We start from the raw sequence: 21,778 nt of genomic DNA, 5'->3' as shown, positions 1-21,778 counted from the left end.
CGACACGCACCGAGAGAAGGACCGCATGACCACCGACACCATCGTCGAGCCACCGACCAGGAGACGATCCCCGGCGACCTGGGTGCGCGGTGGTGGCCTGAGCACGCTCGTGTTCGCGCTGCCGATGCTGGTGATCTTCGGGGTCTTCTCGTGGGCGCCCATCGTCAAGGCCGTCATCATGAGCTTCCAGAAGACGAACCTCATCGTGACGTCGTGGGTCGGGCTGGAGAACTTCCAGCGGGTGTTCGCCGACCCCGTGCTGCCGATGGCCATCCGCAACACCGCGTACTTCGCCCTGCTGGCCCTGATCTTCGGCTACCCCGTGCCGCTCATCGCCGCGGTGCTCATGAGCGAGGTCCGGCGCGCCAAGGGCCTGTACTCGGCCCTGGCCTACCTGCCCGTCGTCGTGCCGCCCGTGGTCGCCGTGCTGCTGTGGAAGTTCTTCTACGACCCGCGGCCCGAGGGCGTGTTCAACACGATCATCGGCTACGTCGGGATACCGCCCCAACCGTGGCTGCAGAGCGCGACGTCGGCCATGCCGTCCCTCGTGCTCGAGGCCACCTGGGCCGCGGCCGGCGGGACCGTCATCATCTACCTCGCCGCGCTGACCGCAGTGCCCACCGAGCTGTACGACGCCGCCGAGGTCGACGGCGCCTCGGTCTGGGGCAAGATCTGGCACGTCACGATGCCGCAGCTGCGCGGCGTCCTGCTCATCACCTTCATCCTGCAGATCATCGGGACCGCCCAGGTGTTCCTCGAGCCCTACCTGTTCACCGGCGGTGGTCCCGCGAACGCGACGATCTCCGTGCTGCTGCTGGTGTACCGGTACGCGTTCCAGAACAGCCTCGGCGGGAACTACGGCATGGCGACGGCGCTGTCCCTCATGCTCGCCGTGTTCCTCGCCGTGATGTCCCTGATCTACTTCCGCCTCACGCGCAGCTGGAGCACCTCGTGACCACGACCACCCCGTCCCTGCCGGAGGCGGTGCTCCCCGACGAGGTCCCGACCGGACCGGCCGAGGGCGTCAGGACGCCGCCGCCCGAGGACGACCGCACCGCGGTCTCCACGTCCGACTGGCGCCGGCCGCGCGTGCGGCACACCTGGAACACGATGCACGTGCTCCTGCTGGTCCTGCTGATCGTCTGGTGCGTCGGGCCGCTGCTCCTGCTGGGCAAGTTCGCCATCACGCCGACCCAGGACATCCTGCGCACGCCGCTCGCGATCTTCCCCAACGGCATCAAGTGGTCCAACCTGCACGACGCCTGGTTCGACATCGACATCAGCAAGTACTTCGTCAACACCGTCGTGCTGGCCGCGGGCTCGTGGGCCTCGCAGATGCTCGTCGCGACGACCGGTGGCTTCGTCCTGTCGGTCCTGCGGCCGCACTGGGCCCGTTACGCCCAGGGCCTCGTCCTGGCGACCCTGTTCGTGCCCGCCGTCGTCCTGCTGGTGCCGCTGTACCTGATCATCCTGCACCCGCCCCTCATCGATCACTCGCTGGTCAACTCGTACTGGGCCGTCTGGCTGCCCGCCGGCGCCAGCGCGTTCAACGTCGTCCTGGTCGCCCGGTTCTTCGACAACCTGCCGCGCGAGATCTTCGAGGCCGCCCGCGTCGACGGCGCCGGACCCTTCCGGCTGTTCTGGTCGATCGTGCTGCCGATGAGCAAGCCGATCCTCGGCGTCGTCTCGGTGTTCGCCGTGATCGCGTCCTGGAAGGACTTCCTCTGGCCGCTGCTGGTCCTGCGCAACCCCGACCTGCAGCCCCTGTCCGTCCGGCTGCCGTCCCTCGAGGCGACGACCGACAAGGGCACGCTCATGGCCGCGTACGCGATCGCGACCGTCATCCCGATCCTCATGTTCCTGGTGTTCCAGCGCATGTTCCTGCGCGGCGCCGGGCTCGGAGGGGCCGTCAAGGGCTGAGCGTCCGCAGCGTTCGCCCGCCCGACGCCCGGTGGTGCTCGTCGCCGCCGGGCGTCGGCGTGCTTTCTGACAACGCGTCCCGACAATCTCACGGGCCGGTGCGGCCGCTCGCCGCGAGGGCGCCGGGCGGCCGGTGCGATGATCGGACGGTGGCCCCTGACACCGCCGTGAGCACCCGTACGCCCTCGTCCGACCTCAGCCCTGTCGCTCCGTACGACGCGCTCCTGCTGTTCTCGTTCGGCGGCCCGGACGGCCCCGACGACGTGTTGCCGTTCCTGCGCAACGTCACCGCGGGAAAGAACATCCCCGACGAGCGCCTCGCCGTGGTCGCCGAGCACTACCACCACTTCGGGGGAGCCAGCCCGATCAACGGGCAGAACCTGGCGCTGCAGAAGGCGCTCACCGAGGAGCTCGCCCGTCGTGGGCTCGAGCTGCCGGTGGTGTGGGGCAACCGCAACTGGGAGCCGTACACCCGCGACGCCCTGGGCGCGGCCTACGCGGACGGCGCGCGTCGGATGGTCGCGCTGGTGACCAGCGCGTACTCGTCCTACTCCGGCTGCCGTCAGTACCGGGAGAACCTCTGGGCCTCGCTCGACGAGCTCGGCCTCGACGTCGGCCTGGGCGAGGGCGAGCACCCGCTGGTCGTCGACAAGGTCCGCTCGTACTTCAACCACCCCGGGTTCGTGCAGGCGAACGTCGACGCGGTGACCGAGGCGTACGAGTCGCTCGGTCGGGACGCCCGGCTCGTGTTCGTCACCCACTCGATCCCGGACGTGATGGAGGAGGCGTCGGTGGTCAGCGGTGCGTCGTACAGCGCGCAGCACCTCGACGTCGCCGCGACCGTCGCGGCCGCGGTCGGGGAGCGGCTGGGCCGGCCGGTGACCTGGGACCTCACCTACTGCTCGCGCTCGGGACCGCCGAGCCAGCCGTGGCTCGAGCCCGACGTCAACGACCATCTGACGGCCCTCGCGACCGAGGGGGTCGAGGCCGTCGTGCTGTCGCCGATCGGGTTCGTCTCGGACCACATGGAGGTCGCGTTCGACCTCGACACCGAGGCCCTGGAGACGGCCGCGGAGCTCGGGCTCGTCGCGGTGCGGGCGGACACGGTCGGCACCCGGGAGCCCTTCGTCCGCGGTCTGGTCGACCTCGTCCTGGAGCGGGCCGCGCTGGCTCGCGCGGGCTACGGCCCGTCGACGGGCGTGACCGCCGACCTCGCCGCCGACGCCGCCGCCCGGCCGGTGCCCGAGGCCACGGTCGGCGAGCTCCCGCCGTGGCGGTCCGTGTGCCGCCCCGGCTGCTGCGAGATGCGCGCCGGCCAGCCCACGGGCATCCCCGCCGCCTGCTCGACCGACCCCCTGTCCTGACCCCCTGACCTGGAGCACCCGCGATGACGCACGACGCCGAGACCCTCAACGCCACCGTCCGGTACACGATGTGGACCGTCTTCGCCCTGGAGGAGGTCCTGCCGGAGGACGACGACGAGCGCGCCGAGCTCATCGCCGCCGCCCAGGCCGCCGTGGCCGACGACGGCCTGGTGGTGCGCGGCTGGTACGACGTCGCGGGTCTGCGGGCGGACGCGGACCTCATGGTGTGGTGGCACGCCGCGACGGTCGAGGAGGTCCAGGGCGCCTACCAGCGGCTGCGCGCGAGCGACCTCGGGCGTCACCTGCTGCCCGTGTGGTCGGTGGTCGGCCTGCACCGGCCCGCCGAGTTCAACCGCTCCCACGTCCCTGCGTTCCTCGCGGGTGAGCCGGCCGGCGACTACATGACGGTGTACCCGTTCGTCCGCTCCTACGACTGGTACGTGCTGCCCGAGGACGACCGCCGCCGCATGCTCGTCGAGCACGGCCAGGCCGCCCGGGGGTACGCGGACGTGCGCGCCAACACGGTCTCGGCGTTCGCGCTCGGCGACTACGAGTGGATCCTCGCGTTCGAGGCCGCCGAGCTGCACCGGATCGTCGACCTGATGCGCGACCTGCGCGCCACCGACGCCCGCCTGCACGTCCGCGAGGAGGTGCCGTTCTACACCGGCCCGCGCGTGACCCTGGAGACGTGGGCGGACCGTCAGCCGCGCGGGTGACATCATCGGGGGATGGTCGATCTGGCGGGTACCTGGCGGTTCACCGCGCTCGAGGGCGCCGAGGTCGAGGGACCGCGTCGCGCGACGCCGTGGCTGACCTTCGACGGTGACGGTCAGGTGTTCGGCATGGCCGGGGTCAACCGGGTGCGCGGCACGTGGGAGCTCGCCGGCGACGGGCTGACCTTCGGGCCGGTGGTGTCGACCATGATGGCGGGCCCGCCGGACGCGATGGACTGCGAGCAGCGCGTGTTCCGGCTGCTCAGCGGCACGGTCGCGGTGTCGACGCCCGACGACGACACGCTGGAGCTCACCGGGGACGGGTCGGCGCGGCTGGTCCGCGACCCCACCGCCGGGGACCAGCCGGTCTGACTCGGGAGGCGTCCCCGGTCGGGTCAGGCCGCGACCGTGACGGCCGGCCAGCGGGACGCGACCTGCGACAGCGTGTGCACCCGGGTGGCCACGTCGAACGCGGTCCCGGTGATCATCAGCTCGTCGGCTCCCGTGCGGGCCACCAGCGCGGCCAGCTCGTCGACCGCCCGGTCGGCGGTCGTGGCCACCTGCGTGCCCGGGACCCGCGCGAAGAAGTCGGCGGCCGCCGCCGGGTCGAGCAGGGCGAGCTCGCGGGCGGCGTCCTCGGGCGAGACGATCGGCCCGAGCGGCCGACCGGTGCGCAGCGACAGGGCCATGACCCTGCTGGGACCCGCCAGGTAGTGCGCCTCGTCGTCGGAGTCGGCGACCAGCACCGACGCGGAGACCATGAGGCGCGGCGCGTCCAGCACGGGCGACGGACGGAACGCGCGGCGGTAGGCGTCGGCCGCCTGCAGCGTGTGGCCCGTGTTGAAGTGGTGGGCGTAGCTGAACGGCAGCCCCAGCTCGCCGGCCAGCTCCGCGCTGAACGAGCTGGACCCGAGCAGCCAGACCTGGGGCGTCGACGTGGCCGCCGGCGTGGCGGACAGGCGGGTGGCGCGCAGGGACGGCGCGCGTCCCTCCAGCCGCTGGCCGAGCAGGGCCAGGACGTCCACGACCTCGGCGGGGAAGTCGTCGGCGCCCAGGCCCTCGACCGTGCGGCGCAGCGCGGCGGCGGTCATGGGGTCGGCGCCTGGCGCGCGGCCGATGCCGAGGTCGATGCGGCCGGGGTGGAGCGCCTCGAGCATCGCGAACTGCTCGGCGACTACGAGCGTCGGGTGGTTGGGCAGCATGACCCCGCCGGATCCGACCCGGATCCGTGACGTGGCCGCGGCGAGGTGCGCGAGCAGGACGCCCGGGGACGTGGACGCGACCGCGGGCATCGCGTGGTGCTCCGCCACCCAGAAGCGTGCGTAACCGGCGTCGTCGGCGGCGCGGGCGAGGGTCGTCGTCGCGGCGAGCGCGTCCGCGGAGGACTGGCCGACGGCGACCGGGGAGGTGTCGAGCACGGACAGGGGCACCGGGTTCTGGCGAGTCACCTCGTCAGCAACACCGGCACCCCCGTCCGTACTCCCGTCAGGGGTAGAGGCCGCGGATCTGGTGCGCCTCGGCGACGCGCCGGACGCCGATGGTCAGCGCCGCGTCGCGCAGCGAGATCCCCTCGGCGCTCGCCACGGCAGCCACCGCCCGGTGGGCCGTGATCATCCGGTGCTCCAGGCGGTCCTCGATCTCGCGCTCGGTCCACCAGTACGCCTGGTTTGCCTGCACCCACTCGAAGTACGACACGACCACGCCACCCGCGTTGGCCAGGATGTCGGGCACGACGACGACGCCGCGCTCCGCGAGGATGCGGTCGCCCTCGTGCGTCGTCGGGCCGTTGGCGGCCTCGACGACCCACCGCGCCTTGACCCGGCCCGCCGCGTCGGCGTCCAGGACACCCTCGACTGCCGCCGGGATGAGCAGGTCGACGTCGAGCGCGAGGAGCTCGGTGTTGTCGATCGGTTCGCCGCCCTCGAAGCCGACCACGGTGCCGGTCACCGCGACGTGCCGCTCGAGCCCGGCGATGTCGAGGCCGTCGCTGTGCATGACGCCGCCCTGCTCGTCGCTGACCGCGACCACACGGGTGCCCGCGTCGTGCAGGAAGCGGGAGGCGTGCGAGCCGACCTTGCCGAAGCCCTGCACGGCGGCGCTCACCTCGCGCAGCTTCACGCCCGCGTCACCCAGCGCGGCAGCCGCGGAGTGCACGACGCCCCGGGAGGTCGCGGTCGCCCGTCCGAGCGAGCCCCCGACCGCGAGCGGCTTGCCCGTGGTCACCGCGGGGATGGTGTAGCCGAGGTTCACGGAGTAGGTGTCCATGACCCACGCCATGGTCTGCTCGTTGGTGCCGATGTCCGGCGCCATGATGTCCCGCTCCGGGCCGATGATCGGCATGATCTCGCTGGTGTAGCGGCGGGTGACGCGCTCGAGCTCCGCCTGCGAGTACAGCCGAGGGTCGATGGTGACGCCGCCCTTGGCGCCGCCGTAGGGGACGTCGACGACCGCGCACTTCCAGGTCATCCACATGGCGAGCGCCCGCACCTCGTCGACGTCGACGGAGGAGGAGTAGCGCAGCCCGCCCTTGCCCGGGCCGCGGGAGATGTTGTGCTGCACGCGGTACCCGGTGAACAGCTCGATCTCGCCGTCGTCCCGACGCAGGGGGACGGCGACGTTCATCTCGCGCCGGGGTGTGGCGAGCATGCGGTGGAGCCCCTCGGTGTAGCCGAGGATCTCGACGGCCGAGGCGAGCTGTGCCTGGGCGGTGGCGAGGGGCGTGGTCTGCTGCGGGGTCTCCGCTGTGAGGTCCGTCACGTCCCCCACCTTGTCACCGCCGACGGTCGGCGCACGGTAGGCCCGAAGACTGAGCCGGGCGTGTCCGAGGCGCGGGCAGGACGAACCGGGCAACGCGGGCGTCACCGGGCGACGATCCTGGTCAGCGCCGCCCCACGGGCCCGGACCGCGCGCGGGATTCACCCGCTGCGCGGGTCCGCTCAGCAGACCTGCGCGTCGTCGAGCGGCTTCACGACGGATCCGCCGAGGTGCCGCGAGTGCCGCGCAGGGACGAGGACGCACGTGCCGAACGAGCCGTTGAGGTACGTGCCCTTGACGAAGACGTCCGTGTGCCGGCAGTTGTAGACGCGCACCGTGTAGTACGTCGGGTGGTTCACGTAGACGCCGGTGAGCCACCCGCAGAACGCCTCCTCGCCCTCGATCGTCGCCTGCGGCTGGACGACGCCACCGGCGCTCAGCGCCGCGCGCGGCAGGGTGGGGTCGGCCGCGACGCCGGGCGAGTCCGCGGCGACGGACGGTGCCGCGACCGCGAGGCCGCCGAGCACGAGGGTCAGGGCCGCGGCGGCCGTGACGAGGGCGCGTCGAGCAAGAGCGATCATGGTGGTCCCCCGGGTGGGTCGACAGTGGCGTCGGCTCATCCGCACGTGCGTGCCCGTGTGCGCGGCCGGTCCCACCCTGGCGACGGGCTGACCGGCCGGTCAACCGGCATCCGGGCGACCCACGTCGCACAGACGGTCCTTGACAGCCCAGACTGGCCCCGGGCCGAGACCCGGTCCACCCCGAGGACGAGGAGAACCATGTCGACCACAGGCGACGTGACCGAGGACGCGATCCGGCTGGCCCGGACGTGGCTCTCGGCGACGGCGGAGGGCCAGACGGCCACCGAGCGACGGACCACCGGCCGGTTGGCCGCACTCGTGGCGGACCCCGCCGGGCTCGAGCTCGCGGTGCGGTTCGTCGACCGGGTCGCGCGCCCGCAGGACGTGCGCGTGGCCGCCCGGGAGCTCGCCGGTCTGACGTCGGGGGCCGCCTCGGGGTTCCTCGGCCCGCTCGACCGGGCGATGCTCGGCGCCGGTGCGCTCGTCGCCCCCGTGCTGCCCGACGTCGTCGTGCCCGCGGCCCGCCTGCGCCTGCGGAGCCTGGTCGGCCACCTGGTCGCCGACGACGGTCCGGGGCTGGCCAAGCACCTCGCGGCGACGCGCGCCGCCGGGTTCCGGCTCAACCTCAACCTGCTCGGCGAGGCCGTGCTGGGGGAGCGCGAGGCGACCGCGCGGCTGGCCCGGGTGCACGCGCTGGTCGAGCGTCCCGACGTGGACTACGTGTCGGTCAAGGTCTCGGCCGTGGCCAGCCAGCTGTCCACGTGGGACACCGAGGGGAGCGTCCGCCGGGTGGTGGACCGCCTGCGACCGCTGTACCTGACCGCGGCGCGGCACGGCACGTTCCTCAACCTCGACATGGAGGAGTACCGCGACCTCACGCTGACCCTGCGGGTGTTCGAGCGGCTGGTCTCGGACCCGGCGCTGCTCGACGCCGAGGCGGGCATCGTGCTGCAGGCCTACCTGCCCGACGCCGCCGACGCGCTGGACGAGCTGACCGCGATCGCCTCCGCGCGGCGCGAGGCCGGCGGCGCCCGCCTCAAGGTGCGGCTGGTCAAGGGGGCCAACCTCGCGATGGAGCAGGTCGAGTCCGAGCTGCACGGCTGGCCGCAGGCGCCCTACGGCTCGAAGGCGGAGGTCGACGCCGCGTACCTGCGGCTGGTGGACCGGGCCCTGGACCCCGAGCGCACCGCCGTCCTGCGCGTCGGCGTCGCCAGCCACAACCTGTTCCACGTCGCCGCCGCGCACCTGATCGCCCAGCGACGCGGCGTCGCCGAGGCCCTCGACATCGAGATGCTGCAGGGCATGGCGCCGGCGCAGGCCCGCGCGGTCCGCGACGAGGTCGGCGCGGTCCTGCTGTACACGCCCGTGGTCGCGCGGCACGACTTCGACGTCGCCATCTCCTACCTGGTCCGGCGCCTGGAGGAGAACTCGGCCAGCCAGAACTTCCTGCACGCGCTGTTCGCGCCGGGTGCGGCGATGGACAGCCAGGAGGAGGCCTTCCGCGTCGCGTTCCGTGACCGCGACGAGCCCTCGACGGCGGCCCGGCGGGCGGCCCGGCCGTTCGCCGACGCCCCCGCGCCCGAGGGCTTCGCCAACACGCCCGACACGGACCCCGCGGTCGGCGTCGCACGCGCCTGGGCCCGCGGCATCGTCGACCGCGACGTCCCGACGCCCGACGGCGCGGTCGTGGTGACGACGACCGACGAGGTGGACGCCGTGGTCGCGCGGGCCGCCGCCGCCCAGCCGGCCTGGGCCGCGACGGCGCCCGCCGACCGGGCCGTCGCGCTGCACGCGGTCGCGGCCGCCCTCGAGGACGCGCGTGCCGACCTGGTCGCCACCATGGTCCACGAGGCCGGCAAGACCGTCGCCGAGGCCGACCCGGAGGTCAGCGAGGCCGTCGACTTCGCTCGGTACTACGCGGAGCGCGCCGCCGAGCTCGCGGACGGCGTCGTGCCCGGGGCCGTGCACCGACCGTCCGGGCTCACGGTGGTGACCCCGCCGTGGAACTTCCCCGTCGCGATCCCGGTGGGCTCGGTGCTGGCCTCGCTGGCCGCGGGCAGCGCTGTGCTGGTCAAGCCCGCCCCGCAGGCGCCGCGGTGCGGCCAGGTCGCGATGGCGGCGATCCAGCGGGGTCTCGCCGCCGCCGGGGCGCCTCCCGGGATCCTCACCGTCGTGCTCAGCCCGGAAGGGGACGTCGGTCGCCGGCTGGTCACGCACCCCGACGTGGCCCGCGTCGTGCTCACCGGGTCGATCGAGACCGCCCAGCTGTTCGCCGGCTGGCGGCCCGACCTCGACGTCCTCGCCGAGACCTCCGGCAAGAACGCCCTGGTCATCACGCCGTCGGCGGACGTCGACCTCGCGGTCGCGGACCTGGTGCGCAGCGCGTTCGGGCACGCGGGCCAGAAGTGCTCGGCCGCCTCGCTCGCCATCCTCGTCGGCTCCGCGGGCCGCTCCGACCGCCTGCGCCGCCAGCTCGCCGACGCCGTCGCGTCCCTGCGCGTCGGGCCGGCGACCGACCTGGGCACCGCGGTCGGGCCGCTGACCGAGCCCGCGTCCGGCAAGCTGCTGCGTGCGCTGACGACGCTCGACCCGGGGGAGTCCTGGCTGGTGCAGCCCCGGCAGCTCGACGACGAGGGCCGACTGTGGAGCCCCGGCGTGAAGCACGGCGTCGCGCCCGGCTCCTGGTTCCACACCACCGAGTGCTTCGGGCCCGTGCTCGGCATCATGCGCGTCGAGACGCTGGACGAGGCCATCGACGTGCAGAACGCGGTGGCATTCGGCCTGACCGGTGGCCTGCACTCGCTGGACGAGGGCGAGATCGACCACTGGCTGGACCGGGTCGAGGTGGGCAACGCCTACGTCAACCGGCACATCACCGGCGCGATCGTGCAGCGCCAGCCGTTCGGCGGCTGGAAGGCGTCGACCGTCGGACCCGGCGCCAAGGCCGGCGGACCGCACTACGTCGCGCAGATCGGCCGGTGGCAGGACGCCCCCGACGTGCCGCAGGACGACGCCGGCTGGCTCGCATGGGCCGCTCGCGACGACGCCCGGGTGTGGTCCGGCGACCTCTCCCTCGAGCACGACCCGTCCGGCCTGCGCGCCGAGGCGAACATCCTGCGCTACCGGCCGGTGCCCGGGCTCGTGCTGCGCGTGGGCTCCGACGCCCGCGACCGCGACGTCGCCCGGGTCCGCCACGCGGCGACCACCGCGGGCGTGGCCGTCACCGTGAGCGACGCCGCGACCGAGCCCCACGAGGCGTTCGCGGGCCGGGTGCGCGCCGGGTCCGTCACGGGTCGGGTCCGGGTGGTCGGGTCGGCCCCCGGCCTGCGCGAGGCGGCGGCCACCCGCGTCGGCCAGGTGACCGTGCTCGACGGCCCGGTGCTGGCCAGCGGCGCGCGGGAGCTGCTGGCGGTCGTCCGTGAGCAGGCGGTGAGCCGGACCCTGCACCGCTTCGGCCACGTCCCGCCGACGGCGGCTGACCGCACGGACCGCTGACGGCGCAGAGGCCCGGTGGGATCTCCCACCGGGCCTCTGGTTGTGCGCGCTCCCGCTGCGCCGCGCTCTGACGCTCCCGCTACGCGGACGCCCTGATGACCAGCTCGGGGGCGAAGATCAGCGGCGGCGACGGGGGCGCACCGTTGAGCTGGTCGAGCAGCCGGGCACCCGCGGCACGCGCCATGGCCACGACCGGCTGGATCACGCTGGTCAGCGGGGGAGTGGTCGACGCGGCGACACCGAGGTTGTCGTACCCGACGACCGCGACGTCCCCGGGGACCTCCTTGCCGTGCTCCGCCAGCACGCTCAGCGCGCCGGCGGCCATGAGGTCGGAGGCGATGAAGATCGCGTCGACGTCGGGGAACCGGGACAGCAGCTCGCGCGCCGCGATGGTGCCCGAGGCCATGGTGAAGTCGCCGTAGACGACGGCGTCGTCGTGCAGCCCGGACTCGCGCATCGCGTTGCGCCAGCCCGTGAGGCGGTCGATGCCGGCCGACATGTCCGCCGGTCCGGCGATCGTGCCGATGCGCCGGCAGCCGCGGTCGATGAGGTGCTGGGTGGCCAGGCGACCGCCCTCGACGTTGTCGGTGTCGACGTACTGCACATCCCGCTCGTCGGCGGACAGCGGCCGGCCGACGAACACGTTGGGCACGTGCGAGACCTGCAGCGCGCGGTCGAGCTCGTCGTTCGCGTGGTGCGAGACGACGATCGCGCCGTCGACGTGCCCGTTGCGCAGGTACCGGACCGTGCGCTCGCTCTCGCCGGGTCGGGCGATCACGAGGACGACCTGCACGTCCGAGTCGGCCAGCGAGGTGCTCAGCCCGTTCAGCGTGCCGGCGAAGAACGGGTCCGAGAGCACGCGCTCGTCGGGCTCGGGAACCACGAGCGCGATCGAGTCGGTGCGCTTGGTGACCAGCGAGCGTGCGGCGCGGTTCGGGGTGTAGCCGAGGTCGGCCACCGCGGCCTCGACCGAGGCGAGGGCCTCGGGAGACACGCGCAGGCCGCCGTTGATGGCGCGGGAGGCTGTCGAGCGCGAGACGCCTGCGCGCTCGGCGACCTGCTCGAGCGTCGGCGCGGGGGGCCGCGCTGGGTCCACGCGGACCGGGATGTTGTCGACCACCGTTGGTCTTCCCTCCTGTGGCTGCCGGAGCAGCGATGACGAGCTGGTGATGAGAAGGGCGGGGTGCTCGGGGAGCACCCCGCCCTTGCCATCGGCCGGACGACCGGGCCGATCAGAGACCAGATCGTCCGAGACGTGCCGTGGACAGTCTGCGGGCATCAGCCCTTGACGGCACCCTGCATGATGCCGGCGACCAGCTGACGGCCGGCGACGAAGAACAGGATGATGAGCGGGATCGTGGAGACGGTGACGCCCGCCATGATCAGCGACATGTCCTTGAAGTACGACGCCTGGAGCAGCTGGATGGCCACCGGGAGCGTCGGGTTCTGCGGACCGAGGACGATGAACGGCCAGAAGAAGTTCGTCCACGAGGCGACGAACGTGAACAGGCCGAGCATGACGGCCGCCGGGCGCGCCGCCGGGAGGGCGATGTGCCAGAACGTCCGGATCATCGAGGCGCCGTCGACGCGCGCGGCCTCGACCAGCTCGTACGGCAGCGCCGACTCGAGGTACTGCGTCATCCAGAAGACGCCGAACGCGGTGACCAGGCCCGGCACGATGACGGCGATGAGCTTGCCGGTCCAGCCGAGCTGCGACATCACGATGAACAGCGGCACGATGCCCAGCTGCGTCGGCACGGCCGTGGTGGCGATGACGAACACGAGCAGGCCGTTGCGGCCCCGGAAGCGGAGCTTCGAGAACGAGAAGCCCGCGAGCGTCGAGAAGAGCACCACGGAGAGCGCGGTGATCGTGCCGACGATGATCGAGTTGCCGAGCGCCTTCCAGAACTGGATGTCGCCGTTCAGCACCTTGGCGACGTTGTCGAAGAACTCGCCCTGCGGGATCAGCGACGGGATCGGGTGCTGCGCGATGTACGCCGAGTTCGACGACGCGAGCAGGAACGCGTAGTACAGCGGCGCGATCGCCAGGACGACGGCGACGGCGAGCAGGGTGTAGGTGACCCAGCCCGGACGACGTTCGGACCCGGCGGCCGTCGAGCGGCTCCGCCCGGCGGCACGCGCGGCGCCGCGGCCGGCCGTCTGCCGGATGACCGGGAGCGAGGGGGCGCTCATCGGGAGACCTTCTTCCGCTTGGCCGACGACGTGTCGGACGAGATGCGCCGCGTGATCGAGAAGTTGATGATGCCGATCAGCACGATGATCAGGAACAGGATCCAGGCGACCGCGGACGCACGTCCGAAGCTCTTCTGGTTGCCCCAGCCCAGCTCGTAGATGTACATGGTCGTCGTCATCCACTGGCGGCTCGGGCCACCCTGACCGGTCTGGTCGAACAGACGCGGCTCGTCGAAGATCTGCAGGCCACCGATGGTCGAGGTGATGACGACGAAGATGATCGTCGGACGCAGCATCGGGACGGTGACGGAGAAGAACTGCCGCACCCGGGTGGCACCGTCGAGGACGGCGGCCTCGTACAGGTCGCGCGGGATCGCCTGCATCGCGGCCAGCAGGATGAGGGTGTTGTACCCGGTCCAGCGGAAGTCGACCATCGTGGCGATGGCGATGTGGCTGGGGAAGATCTGCGCGTGCCAGCCGATCGGGTCGATGCCGACGTAGCCGAGCACCGTGTTGATCAGACCGGACTTGTCGGCGAACAGCTTGCCGAAGATGAGGCTGACGGCGACCGGCGCCACCACGTACGGCAGCAGGACACCCATGCGCCAGAACGTCCGGGCGCGCAGGTTCGCGTCGAGGAGGGCCGCGAGCACGATCGCGATGATCAGCTGGGGGACGGTCGACAGGAAGAAGATGCTGAACGTGTTGCGGATGCTCTTCCAGAAGTTGGGCTCCTGGAGCACGAACAGGTAGTTCTGCAGCCCGACGAAGTCACCCTTGCCGCCGATGAGGTTCCAGTCGTGCAGCGACACGAAGGCGGTGTACGCGAGCGGGAACAGACCGGTCAGGCAGAACAGCAGGAAGAACGGCGAGATGTAGAGGTAGGGCGAGACCTTGACGTCCCAGCGACCGAGGGTCTGGCTGAACCCGACCCGGCGCGGCACGCGCTCGGAGCCAGGCTGCGGACCGCGGTCCAGCTGGGGCGGGGTGGTGGAGGTGACCATCAGGAGTCCTTCGTGCTGGTGGGCAAGGAGCCTACGCTGGCGGGGCCGGGCCGATGGGAGACCCACCGGCCCGGCCCCTGGCTAGGGTCAGCCGAGAGCGTTGACCGCGCCCACGAAGGTGTCCCACTGAGCAGCGGCGTCACCACCGTTGACGTCGACCTCGGTCAGAGCCGACTGCATCGCGTCGTTGACGGCGAAGTAGTTCGGGCCCTTGAACGGGGCGATGATGCCCACGGCGCGGTTGGCCAGGATCTGGCCGGCCGGGGCGTTGTTGAAGAACGCGTTCGTGGAGCTGAGCAGCTCGTCCGAGGACAGCGCCTCGGTCTGGCTCGGGAACGTGCCCTTGTTCTTGTAGGCCTGGAGCTGCTGCTCCGGAGCCGTCAGCCAGGCGGCGAACTTCTTCGCCTCCTCGGTGTGCTTGCCCTGGGCGGGGACCGTCATGAACGAGCCGCCCCAGTTGCCGGCGCCGCCGGGGAAGACGTCCGCGATGTCCCAGCCGGTCACGCCGGCCGAGTTGCCCTCGATGACGCCGAGCATCCAGCCCGGAGCCAGCATGGTCGCGAAGCCGTCGTTCTGGAACGAGGCGGTCCAGTCGTCGCTCCACTGGCCGAGGTGGGCCGACAGGTTGTCGGTCACGGAGGCCTTGGTGACGGCGTCGTAGATGTCCTTCACCTCGGGGTTCGTGGCGGCGATGATCGTGCCGTCGTTCTCCTCGTAGGCGTTCGGGACCTGGTTGATCATGCCCTGGTAGATGGCACCAGCGGCGTCGAAGAACGGCTTGCCCGTGGCGGACGTGTACTGCTTGCCCACGTTGAAGTAGTCGTCCCACGTGGCGTCCTTGCCACCGAGCAGCTCGGCGACGGCGGCGCGGTCGGTCGGGAGACCGGCAGCGGCGAACAGGTCGGAGCGGTACGCGATGGCCTCGGGGCCGATGTCGGTGCCGTAGCCGAGCAGGACGCCGTCGGGCGTCGTGGCCTGCGCGACCTTCCAGTCGAGCCAGCGGCCGTCGAGCGCCGGGTCCGTCAGGTCGACGAACTTGTCCGGGTACTGCATGAGCTCGGGGAGCCAGTCGATCTCGATCATCTCGACGTCCGAGGCGCCCGAACCCGACGCGAGGCGCGTGTTCAGGTTGTCGCGGGCCTCGTTCGAGGTCGCGGCCTTCTTGTTCTCGATGGTGATGCCAGGGTTGGCGTCCTCGTAGGCCTTGAACATCTCGTCCGTGTAGCCAGGCTCGTTGAACGTGCCGAGCGTCAGCGTGATGTTCTCGGGCGCGGCGCTGTCCGAACCCTCGTCGCTGGGCGTGTCCGAGCTGCCGGAGCAGGCGGTGGCGAGGAGGGCGATGCCCGTGACCCCCGCCGCGGCCGCCCACATCTTGCTTGTGGTCTTGCGCACTGTGACTCCCTTGTCAGTCGGACGGCGTCCTCGCCGTACCCCTAGGGCACCCGTCGGCCGCTCGCCGCAGGGGGCGCGTACGGACGTCGGGTTGGGCCGTGTGGACCCGGCGTGGACACGTTCCCATCCGCAGTGATGCGGGAGCGTTCCCACGCGCTGCGGATACTGTCGTCGGCGGCCCACCGGGTGTCAAGGAGGCGGGGCCGTGTTTATGGCGTGGTAGCGATCCCACACCGACGTTTCCGCAGGTCAGAGCGATATCCGCCCCGCGCCGTGTTACCGAATCGTTACGGCTGCGGCGCCTGTCCGTGACCAGCGATCCAGCGACGCGCCACGTCCTGCTCGACCTCGAGCGCGGACCGGATGGCGCCGGCGGTCGCCTGCTCGACGGCGGAGCCGAAGAGCGGCACGCTCGCGCGCAGGTCGCCGTCGTACAGAACGGTGGTCGAACCCACCGCGGTCGGGGTCAGGGTGGTCCGCCCACTCAGTCGCACGGGCGCGCCGGCGATCTCGACCACGACGGTGCCCACGCGCGCGCCGTCGGCTCCCGGTGCCTCCCACGCCTCGACCTGCCGGACGTCGATCCGCGTCCCGACGAACCCGCGCAGGTGCGCCGGGATCTGGTCGGTGGGCAGCGCGCGGCGGGTGGTCACCGTGAACGCGCCGTCGGCGGACCCGGTGATGTCGACGTGCTGCTCGAGCGCGCCGGTGGCGAGGACCTTGTGGTGGACGAACTCGGGATCGGCCAGCAGTCGCGCGGCGGCGTGCGCGTCGGTGGGCAGGTCGAGCGTGACGCTCAGTCGCACGGCAGGTCCTTCGGAGGTCGGGGGTATGGGTCCGAGGCTATCTGCCCACGTCCTGGCCGTCCTGCCCGTACCGTCGTCGGCGCCACCTACCCTGGTCCCCGTGTCCACGCTGAGCACCCTCGCCGCTCGTCACGCCGCGCTCGAGCCGCACGACCTCGAGTGGCTGCACCTGCTCGTCGGCGACTGGCAGGTGCTCTCCGACCTCGCGTTCGCCGACCTCGTGCTCTGGCTGCCGACCGACGACGGTGACTTCGTCGCGATCGCCCAGTGCCGGCCCTCGACCGGCGCCACCGTGCACTACGACGACGTCGTCGGGTCGAGCGCGCCGGAGGGCCAGCGGCCGCAGCTGCAGCGCTCCCTCGACGAGCGGGCCGCCCAGCGCTCGCGCGAGCCGCGCTGGTTCGGCTCGTACGCCGTGCGCGAGGAGGCGGTCCCGGTGGTCCGGCGGGGCAAGGCGATCGCCGTGCTCGCGCGCCAGACGAACCTGGGCGGGGCCCGCACGCCCAGCCGCCTCGAGCTCAACTACGTGGAGGCGGCCGACGACATCTTCGCGATGGTCGGTCGCGGCGAGTTCCCGGCACCCGACGCCCCGACCGGTCCCCGCCGCGGCGCCCCTCGCGTCGGCGACGGGCTCGTGCGCCTCAACTCCGAGGGCGAGGTGCTCTACGCCAGCCCGAACGCTCTGTCCTGCTTCCACCGGCTCGGGGTGGTGGGCGACCTCGTCGGACGCGCCCTGGTCGAGGTCACCGCCGAGCTGATCGAGCAGCACGACACGGTCGACGAGTCGATGCCGCTGGTCCTCATGGGCCGGGCGCCGTGGCGGGTGGACGTCGAGGCGCGGGGCGTGGCGCTCTCCCTGCGGGCCGTCCCGCTCACCGAGCACGGCCAGCGCGTGGGTGCGGTGCTGCTGTGCCGCGACGTCTCGGAGCTGCGCCGCCGGGAACGCGAGCTCATCACCAAGGACGCGACGATCCGCGAGATCCACCACCGCGTGAAGAACAACCTGCAGACCGTGGCGGCGCTGCTGCGGCTGCAGTCGCGACGGGTGGACTCGCCGGAGGCCAAGGAGGCGCTCGGCGAGGCGATGCGGCGGGTGGCCACGATCGCGCTCGTGCACGAGACGCTGTCGCAGACGCTCGACGAGAGCGTGCCGTTCGACGACCTGGTCGGTCGGAGCCTGCGCCTCGCCGCCGACGTCGCCACCGAGGGCGCGCACGTCCGCACGCTGGTGCGCGGGTCGTTCGGCTCCATCCCGGCCGAGGACGCCACCGCGCTCGCCCTCATCCTCACCGAGCTGGTGACCAACGCCGTCGAGCACGGGTTCGAGGGGCGGGAGTCCGGCACGGTCGAGGTCATCGTCGACCGGCAGGACGACCAGCTGCGGGTCGAGGTGGCCGACGACGGCTCCGGCCTGCCGACCGAACGGGGTGCGGGCACCGGGCTCGGGACGCAGATCGTCTCGACGCTCGTCACCAACGAGATGCGGGGGACGATCGAGTGGACCGGCCGCGAGGGCGGGGGGACCTCGGTGGTCATCGAGGCCCGGCTGCGGGCGCCGCGGGACGCCGCGTCACTGATCTGAGGCGCGCGTCCTCGCCGGCCGGGCATGACTCGGCCCCGCCACCCGAGGGGTGACGGGGCCGGTGGAGCGAGAGATCAGCTGGCGCGGCGCTGGCGCGCGGTGCGGCGCTTGAGGGCGCGGCGCTCGTCCTCGGAGAGCCCACCCCAGACGCCGGCGTCCTGACCGGTCTCGATCGCCCACTTGAGGCAGGTGTCGACGACGGGGCACCGGCGGCAGACGGCCTTGGCCTCGTCGATCTGGAGCAGCGCGGGTCCGGTGTTCCCGATGGGGAAGAACAGCTCCGGGTCCTCGTCGAGACACGCTGCGCGGTGGCGCCAATCCATGATTTCTCTCCTAGGCACACGTCGAGCCGGCACCCGGGGGTCAGGGCGCGCGTGTCTGAACGTGAGATCGGGGGTGGGTTTCTTGCTTCGTCAAGGCTCGCACCGGTATGGAGACTGCACAAGGGGTTACGGGAAGGTTTCATCTCCGTAACGACTGAGGCGTTCGTCACACCTGTGATTCACCCGTGCGTGGCCTGAGCCCGCATGTTGATGCAGGTGAGGGGCATTGTCGGACAAATGTCCAGGTCAACACGCCGGTTTCCAGGGGTGATCGCCGTCACGTCGTGGCGTGAGACACCTTCTGGGCGTGGTAGTGCATCCCGCGTCCCGGGTGGGGATCGACCCAGGTCAGGAGGGGTGAGGGGTCGATCGGACCCTCCCGTGCCTAGGCTCCTGCGTGTGACCGACCGCCGCCCCGCCCTGCTCCTCGCCGTCTGCCTCCTGGTGACCCTCGAGGCCGCGGCCTTCCTCGGGCTCGGCATCGCCTGGGCCACCGACGTCGTCCGGGGCGCCGCGACCCTGCCCGCGGCGAGCCTCTTCCTCGCGGCGTTCGGCGTCGGCATCGCCCTGCTGCTCCTGCTCGCCGCGCGCGGCCTCTGGCGGGGCCGGCGCTGGGCCCGCTCGCCGGTGATCATGTGGCAGATCCTGCTCGTCGTGCTCACGCTGGGCTGGCTCGGGGCGCAGCCCTCGGCGTGGGCGGTCGCCGTGCTCGTCGTCGCGACGCTGGTGGGGGTCGGGCTGCTGCTCCCCCCGGTCGTGGCGGTCACCGCGCGCCGTCAGGATCCGGTCGAGTAGACCTGCACGACCACCGCGTCCCGCCCGCGCAGCAGCACGCCGCGACCGGCCGGACGGCGGCTCGGGTCGACGCACCAGGCCGCACGCGGACCCACCAGCTCGGCCGAGGCCGGGTCGTGCACGTCGAGCACGAGCGTGCGTCGTCGGCGCAGCAGGATGGGGACGACGCCGCGGAAGGCCTGCACGGCGGACGCCGACGTGACCGCCGCGACCACCGCCCCGGTCTCGACCGACGCGAGGAGCTCGCCGAGCGAGGGGTGGCTGCGTTCGAGGTCGTCGAGGTCGTCGACCAGCAGGACGGGCGGCTCGCGCGGCTCCCGGCACGCTGCCGGCAGGTCGTCGAGCCCGATGTCACGGACGCCGGCACGGGGCGGCCGGGCGTCGACGGACGGGTCGACCAGGCGCAGGACGCGGTGCCCGGCCCCGGCGAGCGCGCCCGCGACGCCGTCGAGCGCCGTGCTGCGGCCCGAGCCGGGCGGACCTGCCACGAGCAGCCCGTGAGCCAGGTCCACCCACACGGTCCCCGCGTCGTCGCCGCCGATCCCGAGGGGGACCAGGAGCGGGTCCGCGGCGGCGACCGGCACCGCCGGCGGGTCGGCGCGGTCCGGCAGCGAGCGCACGAGCACCGGTCGGGCACCGCCCGTTCCTGGTCGCGCGGGCGTGGGAGGCGGGTCGCCCGGGAGCGCCACCTGGCACAGCTCGGCGCCGGCGGCGTGGACGTGCACGGCCCGACCGGGCACGGTCCGGCGACCGGCCAGCGCGGTGGGCACCCCCGCGAGGGCGTCGAGCGTGGGGTCGGGCACCGGCAGCACCAGGCGCTGCGCGAACGCGCCCGCGTGGTGCAGCGCGGCCGCGCCCGGGTCGGCGGCCGCGGCGACGGCCGTCCCGCCTGCCGCGGCGCGCCAGAGGGCCGACAACCGCTCGGCGCCGGCACCGCGGGCGAGGCGCCCCAGCGACTCCAGGGCAAGGTCGAGCCGGTCGAGCAGGAGCACGGACCGGCCTCGCGACGCGCCGAGCAGCTCGAGGAGCCGCGCGGTGGCGAGGGTGTCGTCGGTGTCGAGGACGCTCCCGAGCCCGCCGCGCCGGTCGCCGGCGCGGAGCCGTTCGACCGCGAAGCTCGGGAGCCCGACGGAGTGCACGTGCCAGCCCTGCGCGAGGGCCTCGATCCCGGCGGTCAGCAGGGTGGTGGTGCGGCCCGAGCGGGGGCCGCCGAGCACCAGCAGGTGCCCGCCACCCGGGTCCCACCGGACCGGTCCGCGCCGCAGCTCGTCCGGGAGGTCGGCGACCGCGAGGGCGAGGCCCGGTCCCGCGGGCACGTCGACCGCGCGGACGACGGCCGGCAGCCCCGGCAGCCAGGGCGGTCGCTCGGCCGGCGGTCGCAGGAGCGCGGCCCGGGCAGCCGCCCGGACCCAGTGCTCGGCGCCGTCGACGGCGTCGCGCCGCGCGGTCGGCGCCGGCGCCCAGCTGCCGCCGGCGACCCACGGTCGCGCCACCCGGACCGCCGGGGCTGGGGTCGTCGTGATCGCCCGGGCGATCTGCACGGGCTCCAGCGACCGTGACCCGCGGCGCAACCACGCGCGCCCGGGCGTCGCCGGGTCGATCAGCGCGGCGTCGGGCGCGTCGAGGACGTCCGTGGAGTCGGCGGGGTCGGTGACCCGCAGGGCGACCCGGACGGCGACGTTCGCGCGCAGGTCGGCGCCGACCGCCCCCGCGGGCCGCTGCGTGGCCAGGACGAGGTGGACGCCGAGCGCGCGGCCCTGGGCGGCGATGCGGGTCAGCGCGGCGGAGGCGTCGGGGAGGTCCTCCGTCAGCGCCCGGAGCTCGTCCACCACGACGAGCAGCCGCGGGGGCGTGGCGGCGTCCGCGGGGTCGAGCTCGAGCAGGTCCCGGACCCCGGCTGCGGCGAGCAGGGCCTCTCGTCGGCGGAGCTCGGCGCGCAGCGCGGCCAGGATTCGTCGGGCGTGCGCCGCGTCGAGGTCGGTCACGTGCTCCAGGACGTGCGGCAGCCCCGCCACCGGCCCGAGCCCGGTGCCGCCCTTGAAGTCGACCAGCAGGATCGCCAGGCGGTCCGGCGGGTGCGTCAGCGCGAGGCTCAGGACGAGCGTGGTGAGCAGCTCGGACTTGCCGGCGCCCGTGGTCCCCGCGACCAGCACGTGCGGCCCGTCCGCGACGAGGTCCACGGCGACGGTGCGGCCGCCCGCGCCGATGCCGAGCGACGCGACGAGACCCGGCGGTGGTGGCTCCGCCCACGCGTCGGCGAGCCGGTCCGGGCCGGGGATCGCGTCGAGCGCGCCGAGCGAGGCCCGGTCGGGCAGGGCGCTGGCCGCGTCGTGCGTGCGCGCGACCGCGCGGGCGGCGGCCGCGGCGCGGACCTGCAGGAGCGCGTGCTCGGCGGTGACCGCGTGCCGCGGGACCTCGCGGGTCGCGCCGGTCGCATCCCGCAGCAGCACCGACCGCGGGCCTACGTCCAGGCGGGCGCAGCACCACGCGGGCACGGCGGACGCGTCGTCCGCCACGATGAGCACGCGCTGCGCCGCGGGTGCCGACGACCGCCAGCGGGCCAGCGCGGACGGGTCGCGCGGATCGTCGGCGACGACCAGGACGTCAGGCCCGGGCCCCTCGGCCGCCCAGACGCACCACGACCAGTCCTCGGGGTGCCGGGCGTGCACGGTGACGGTGGCGGCGAGCTGCGTGCCGAGGGCGCCCAGGACGACGGCCCGGGCCACGGGCAGCGCGATCGCGCGGGGTCCGACGACGGCGAGCGAGCCCCCCGGGTCCCACGGCTGCTCGACCGCCACGGGCTCGGCCGCGGCGACCCGCGCCCGGGCGGTCGCCGCCGCGAGCGCGGCCGGATCC

The 21,778-nt window shown here is 73.4% G+C and carries 18 protein-coding genes; 8 read left to right on the top strand and 10 right to left on the bottom strand.

The window, feature by feature from the left end:
• The first annotated feature begins 25 nt into the window (after positions 1-25).
• The 5 genes from AC1DWH_RS12720 to AC1DWH_RS12700 all read left to right on the top strand — a co-directional run bounded on the left by AC1DWH_RS12720 (position 26) and on the right by AC1DWH_RS12700 (position 4,369).
• Entirely contained in the window at positions 26-955 is a 930-nt protein-coding gene (locus AC1DWH_RS12720) for a carbohydrate ABC transporter permease (RefSeq protein ID WP_456846279.1), read from the top strand.
• Positions 952-1,920, top strand: coding sequence for a carbohydrate ABC transporter permease (locus AC1DWH_RS12715; protein ID WP_477093983.1), 969 nt, complete (start codon positions 952-954; stop codon positions 1,918-1,920). The genes AC1DWH_RS12720 and AC1DWH_RS12715 overlap by 4 nt, the downstream gene beginning before the upstream one ends.
• A gap of 149 nt (positions 1,921-2,069) precedes the next feature.
• Positions 2,070-3,284: a ferrochelatase gene (locus AC1DWH_RS12710; protein ID WP_477093982.1), complete on the top strand. Its 1,215-nt coding sequence runs from the start codon at positions 2,070-2,072 to the stop codon at positions 3,282-3,284.
• A 23-nt stretch (positions 3,285-3,307) separates the two neighbouring features.
• Complete coding sequence (hemQ, locus tag AC1DWH_RS12705) at positions 3,308-4,000, top strand: hydrogen peroxide-dependent heme synthase (RefSeq protein WP_456846282.1); 693 nt, start codon at positions 3,308-3,310, stop codon at positions 3,998-4,000.
• Between the two features lie 12 nt (positions 4,001-4,012).
• The gene (locus AC1DWH_RS12700; protein WP_456846283.1) at positions 4,013-4,369 is read left to right on the top strand and encodes an META domain-containing protein; all 357 of its coding nucleotides are present in this window, start codon (positions 4,013-4,015) and stop codon (positions 4,367-4,369) included.
• A 23-nt stretch (positions 4,370-4,392) separates the two neighbouring features.
• Here the strand turns inward: AC1DWH_RS12700 and AC1DWH_RS12695 are convergent, their stop codons facing one another.
• From AC1DWH_RS12695 to AC1DWH_RS12685, 3 genes are all read right to left on the bottom strand, one after another.
• A complete protein-coding gene (locus AC1DWH_RS12695) occupies positions 4,393-5,445 on the bottom strand; it encodes an LLM class flavin-dependent oxidoreductase (protein WP_477093981.1) in 1,053 nt (350 codons plus the stop codon).
• Between the two features lie 37 nt (positions 5,446-5,482).
• A complete protein-coding gene (locus tag AC1DWH_RS12690) occupies positions 5,483-6,754 on the bottom strand; it encodes a Glu/Leu/Phe/Val family dehydrogenase (protein WP_477093980.1) in 1,272 nt (423 codons plus the stop codon).
• Between the two features lie 179 nt (positions 6,755-6,933).
• Positions 6,934-7,332, bottom strand: a complete 399-nt coding sequence (locus tag AC1DWH_RS12685; protein WP_477093979.1) for a hypothetical protein — start codon at positions 7,330-7,332, stop codon at positions 6,934-6,936.
• 198 nt (positions 7,333-7,530) lie between these two features.
• Between AC1DWH_RS12685 and AC1DWH_RS12680 the strand changes: the two genes are divergently transcribed.
• Positions 7,531-10,827, top strand: coding sequence for a proline dehydrogenase family protein (locus AC1DWH_RS12680; RefSeq protein WP_477093978.1), 3,297 nt, complete (start codon positions 7,531-7,533; stop codon positions 10,825-10,827).
• A gap of 79 nt (positions 10,828-10,906) precedes the next feature.
• On the opposite strand, the gene AC1DWH_RS12675 is transcribed toward AC1DWH_RS12680, so the two are convergent.
• From AC1DWH_RS12675 to AC1DWH_RS12655, 5 genes are all read right to left on the bottom strand, one after another.
• A complete protein-coding gene (locus AC1DWH_RS12675) occupies positions 10,907-11,947 on the bottom strand; it encodes a LacI family DNA-binding transcriptional regulator (protein ID WP_456846530.1) in 1,041 nt (346 codons plus the stop codon).
• 158 nt (positions 11,948-12,105) lie between these two features.
• A complete protein-coding gene (locus tag AC1DWH_RS12670) occupies positions 12,106-13,020 on the bottom strand; it encodes a carbohydrate ABC transporter permease (protein ID WP_477093977.1) in 915 nt (304 codons plus the stop codon).
• Complete coding sequence (locus AC1DWH_RS12665; RefSeq protein WP_477093976.1) at positions 13,017-14,024, bottom strand: carbohydrate ABC transporter permease; 1,008 nt, start codon at positions 14,022-14,024, stop codon at positions 13,017-13,019. The genes AC1DWH_RS12670 and AC1DWH_RS12665 overlap by 4 nt, the downstream gene beginning before the upstream one ends.
• A gap of 87 nt (positions 14,025-14,111) precedes the next feature.
• Positions 14,112-15,416, bottom strand: a complete 1,305-nt coding sequence (locus AC1DWH_RS12660; protein ID WP_477093975.1) for an ABC transporter substrate-binding protein — start codon at positions 15,414-15,416, stop codon at positions 14,112-14,114.
• Positions 15,417-15,703: 287 nt separating this feature from the next.
• Entirely contained in the window at positions 15,704-16,222 is a 519-nt protein-coding gene (locus AC1DWH_RS12655; RefSeq protein WP_477093974.1) for a DUF2505 domain-containing protein, read from the bottom strand.
• A gap of 100 nt (positions 16,223-16,322) precedes the next feature.
• Here AC1DWH_RS12655 and AC1DWH_RS12650 point away from each other — a divergent pair, with 100 nt between their 5' ends.
• Positions 16,323-17,804: a sensor histidine kinase gene (locus AC1DWH_RS12650; protein ID WP_477093973.1), complete on the top strand. Its 1,482-nt coding sequence runs from the start codon at positions 16,323-16,325 to the stop codon at positions 17,802-17,804.
• A 74-nt stretch (positions 17,805-17,878) separates the two neighbouring features.
• Here AC1DWH_RS12650 and AC1DWH_RS12645 read toward each other — a convergent pair whose 3' ends face one another.
• Positions 17,879-18,127 (bottom strand): WhiB family transcriptional regulator, encoded by a 249-nt coding sequence (locus tag AC1DWH_RS12645; RefSeq protein ID WP_123370111.1) that lies wholly within the window; start codon positions 18,125-18,127, stop codon positions 17,879-17,881.
• A gap of 399 nt (positions 18,128-18,526) precedes the next feature.
• Here AC1DWH_RS12645 and AC1DWH_RS12640 point away from each other — a divergent pair, with 399 nt between their 5' ends.
• Positions 18,527-18,922 (top strand): hypothetical protein, encoded by a 396-nt coding sequence (locus tag AC1DWH_RS12640; RefSeq protein WP_477093972.1) that lies wholly within the window; start codon positions 18,527-18,529, stop codon positions 18,920-18,922.
• Here the strand turns inward: AC1DWH_RS12640 and AC1DWH_RS12635 are convergent.
• Positions 18,904-21,778, bottom strand: a 2,875-nt coding sequence (locus AC1DWH_RS12635; protein WP_477093971.1) for an FtsK/SpoIIIE domain-containing protein, incomplete at its 5' end; no start/stop codon positions are given. The two genes, AC1DWH_RS12640 and AC1DWH_RS12635, sit on opposite strands and share 19 nt — an antisense overlap.

The organism is Cellulomonas sp. P2_F12 (assembly GCF_056403775.1).
This window is presented reverse-complemented; position numbering and strand designations above follow the sequence as displayed.

Coding starts and splice junctions, on each gene's coding strand:
- AC1DWH_RS12720 (WP_456846279.1), top strand. CDS start 26: ATGACCACCGACACCATCGTCGAGCCACCGACCAGGAGACGATCCCCG.
- hemQ (WP_456846282.1), top strand. CDS start 3,308: ATGACGCACGACGCCGAGACCCTCAACGCCACCGTCCGGTACACGATG.
- AC1DWH_RS12700 (WP_456846283.1), top strand. CDS start 4,013: ATGGTCGATCTGGCGGGTACCTGGCGGTTCACCGCGCTCGAGGGCGCC.
- AC1DWH_RS12685 (WP_477093979.1), bottom strand. CDS start 7,332: ATGATCGCTCTTGCTCGACGCGCCCTCGTCACGGCCGCCGCGGCCCTG.
- AC1DWH_RS12680 (WP_477093978.1), top strand. CDS start 7,531: ATGTCGACCACAGGCGACGTGACCGAGGACGCGATCCGGCTGGCCCGG.
- AC1DWH_RS12670 (WP_477093977.1), bottom strand. CDS start 13,020: ATGAGCGCCCCCTCGCTCCCGGTCATCCGGCAGACGGCCGGCCGCGGC.
- AC1DWH_RS12665 (WP_477093976.1), bottom strand. CDS start 14,024: ATGGTCACCTCCACCACCCCGCCCCAGCTGGACCGCGGTCCGCAGCCT.
- AC1DWH_RS12645 (WP_123370111.1), bottom strand. CDS start 18,127: ATGGATTGGCGCCACCGCGCAGCGTGTCTCGACGAGGACCCGGAGCTG.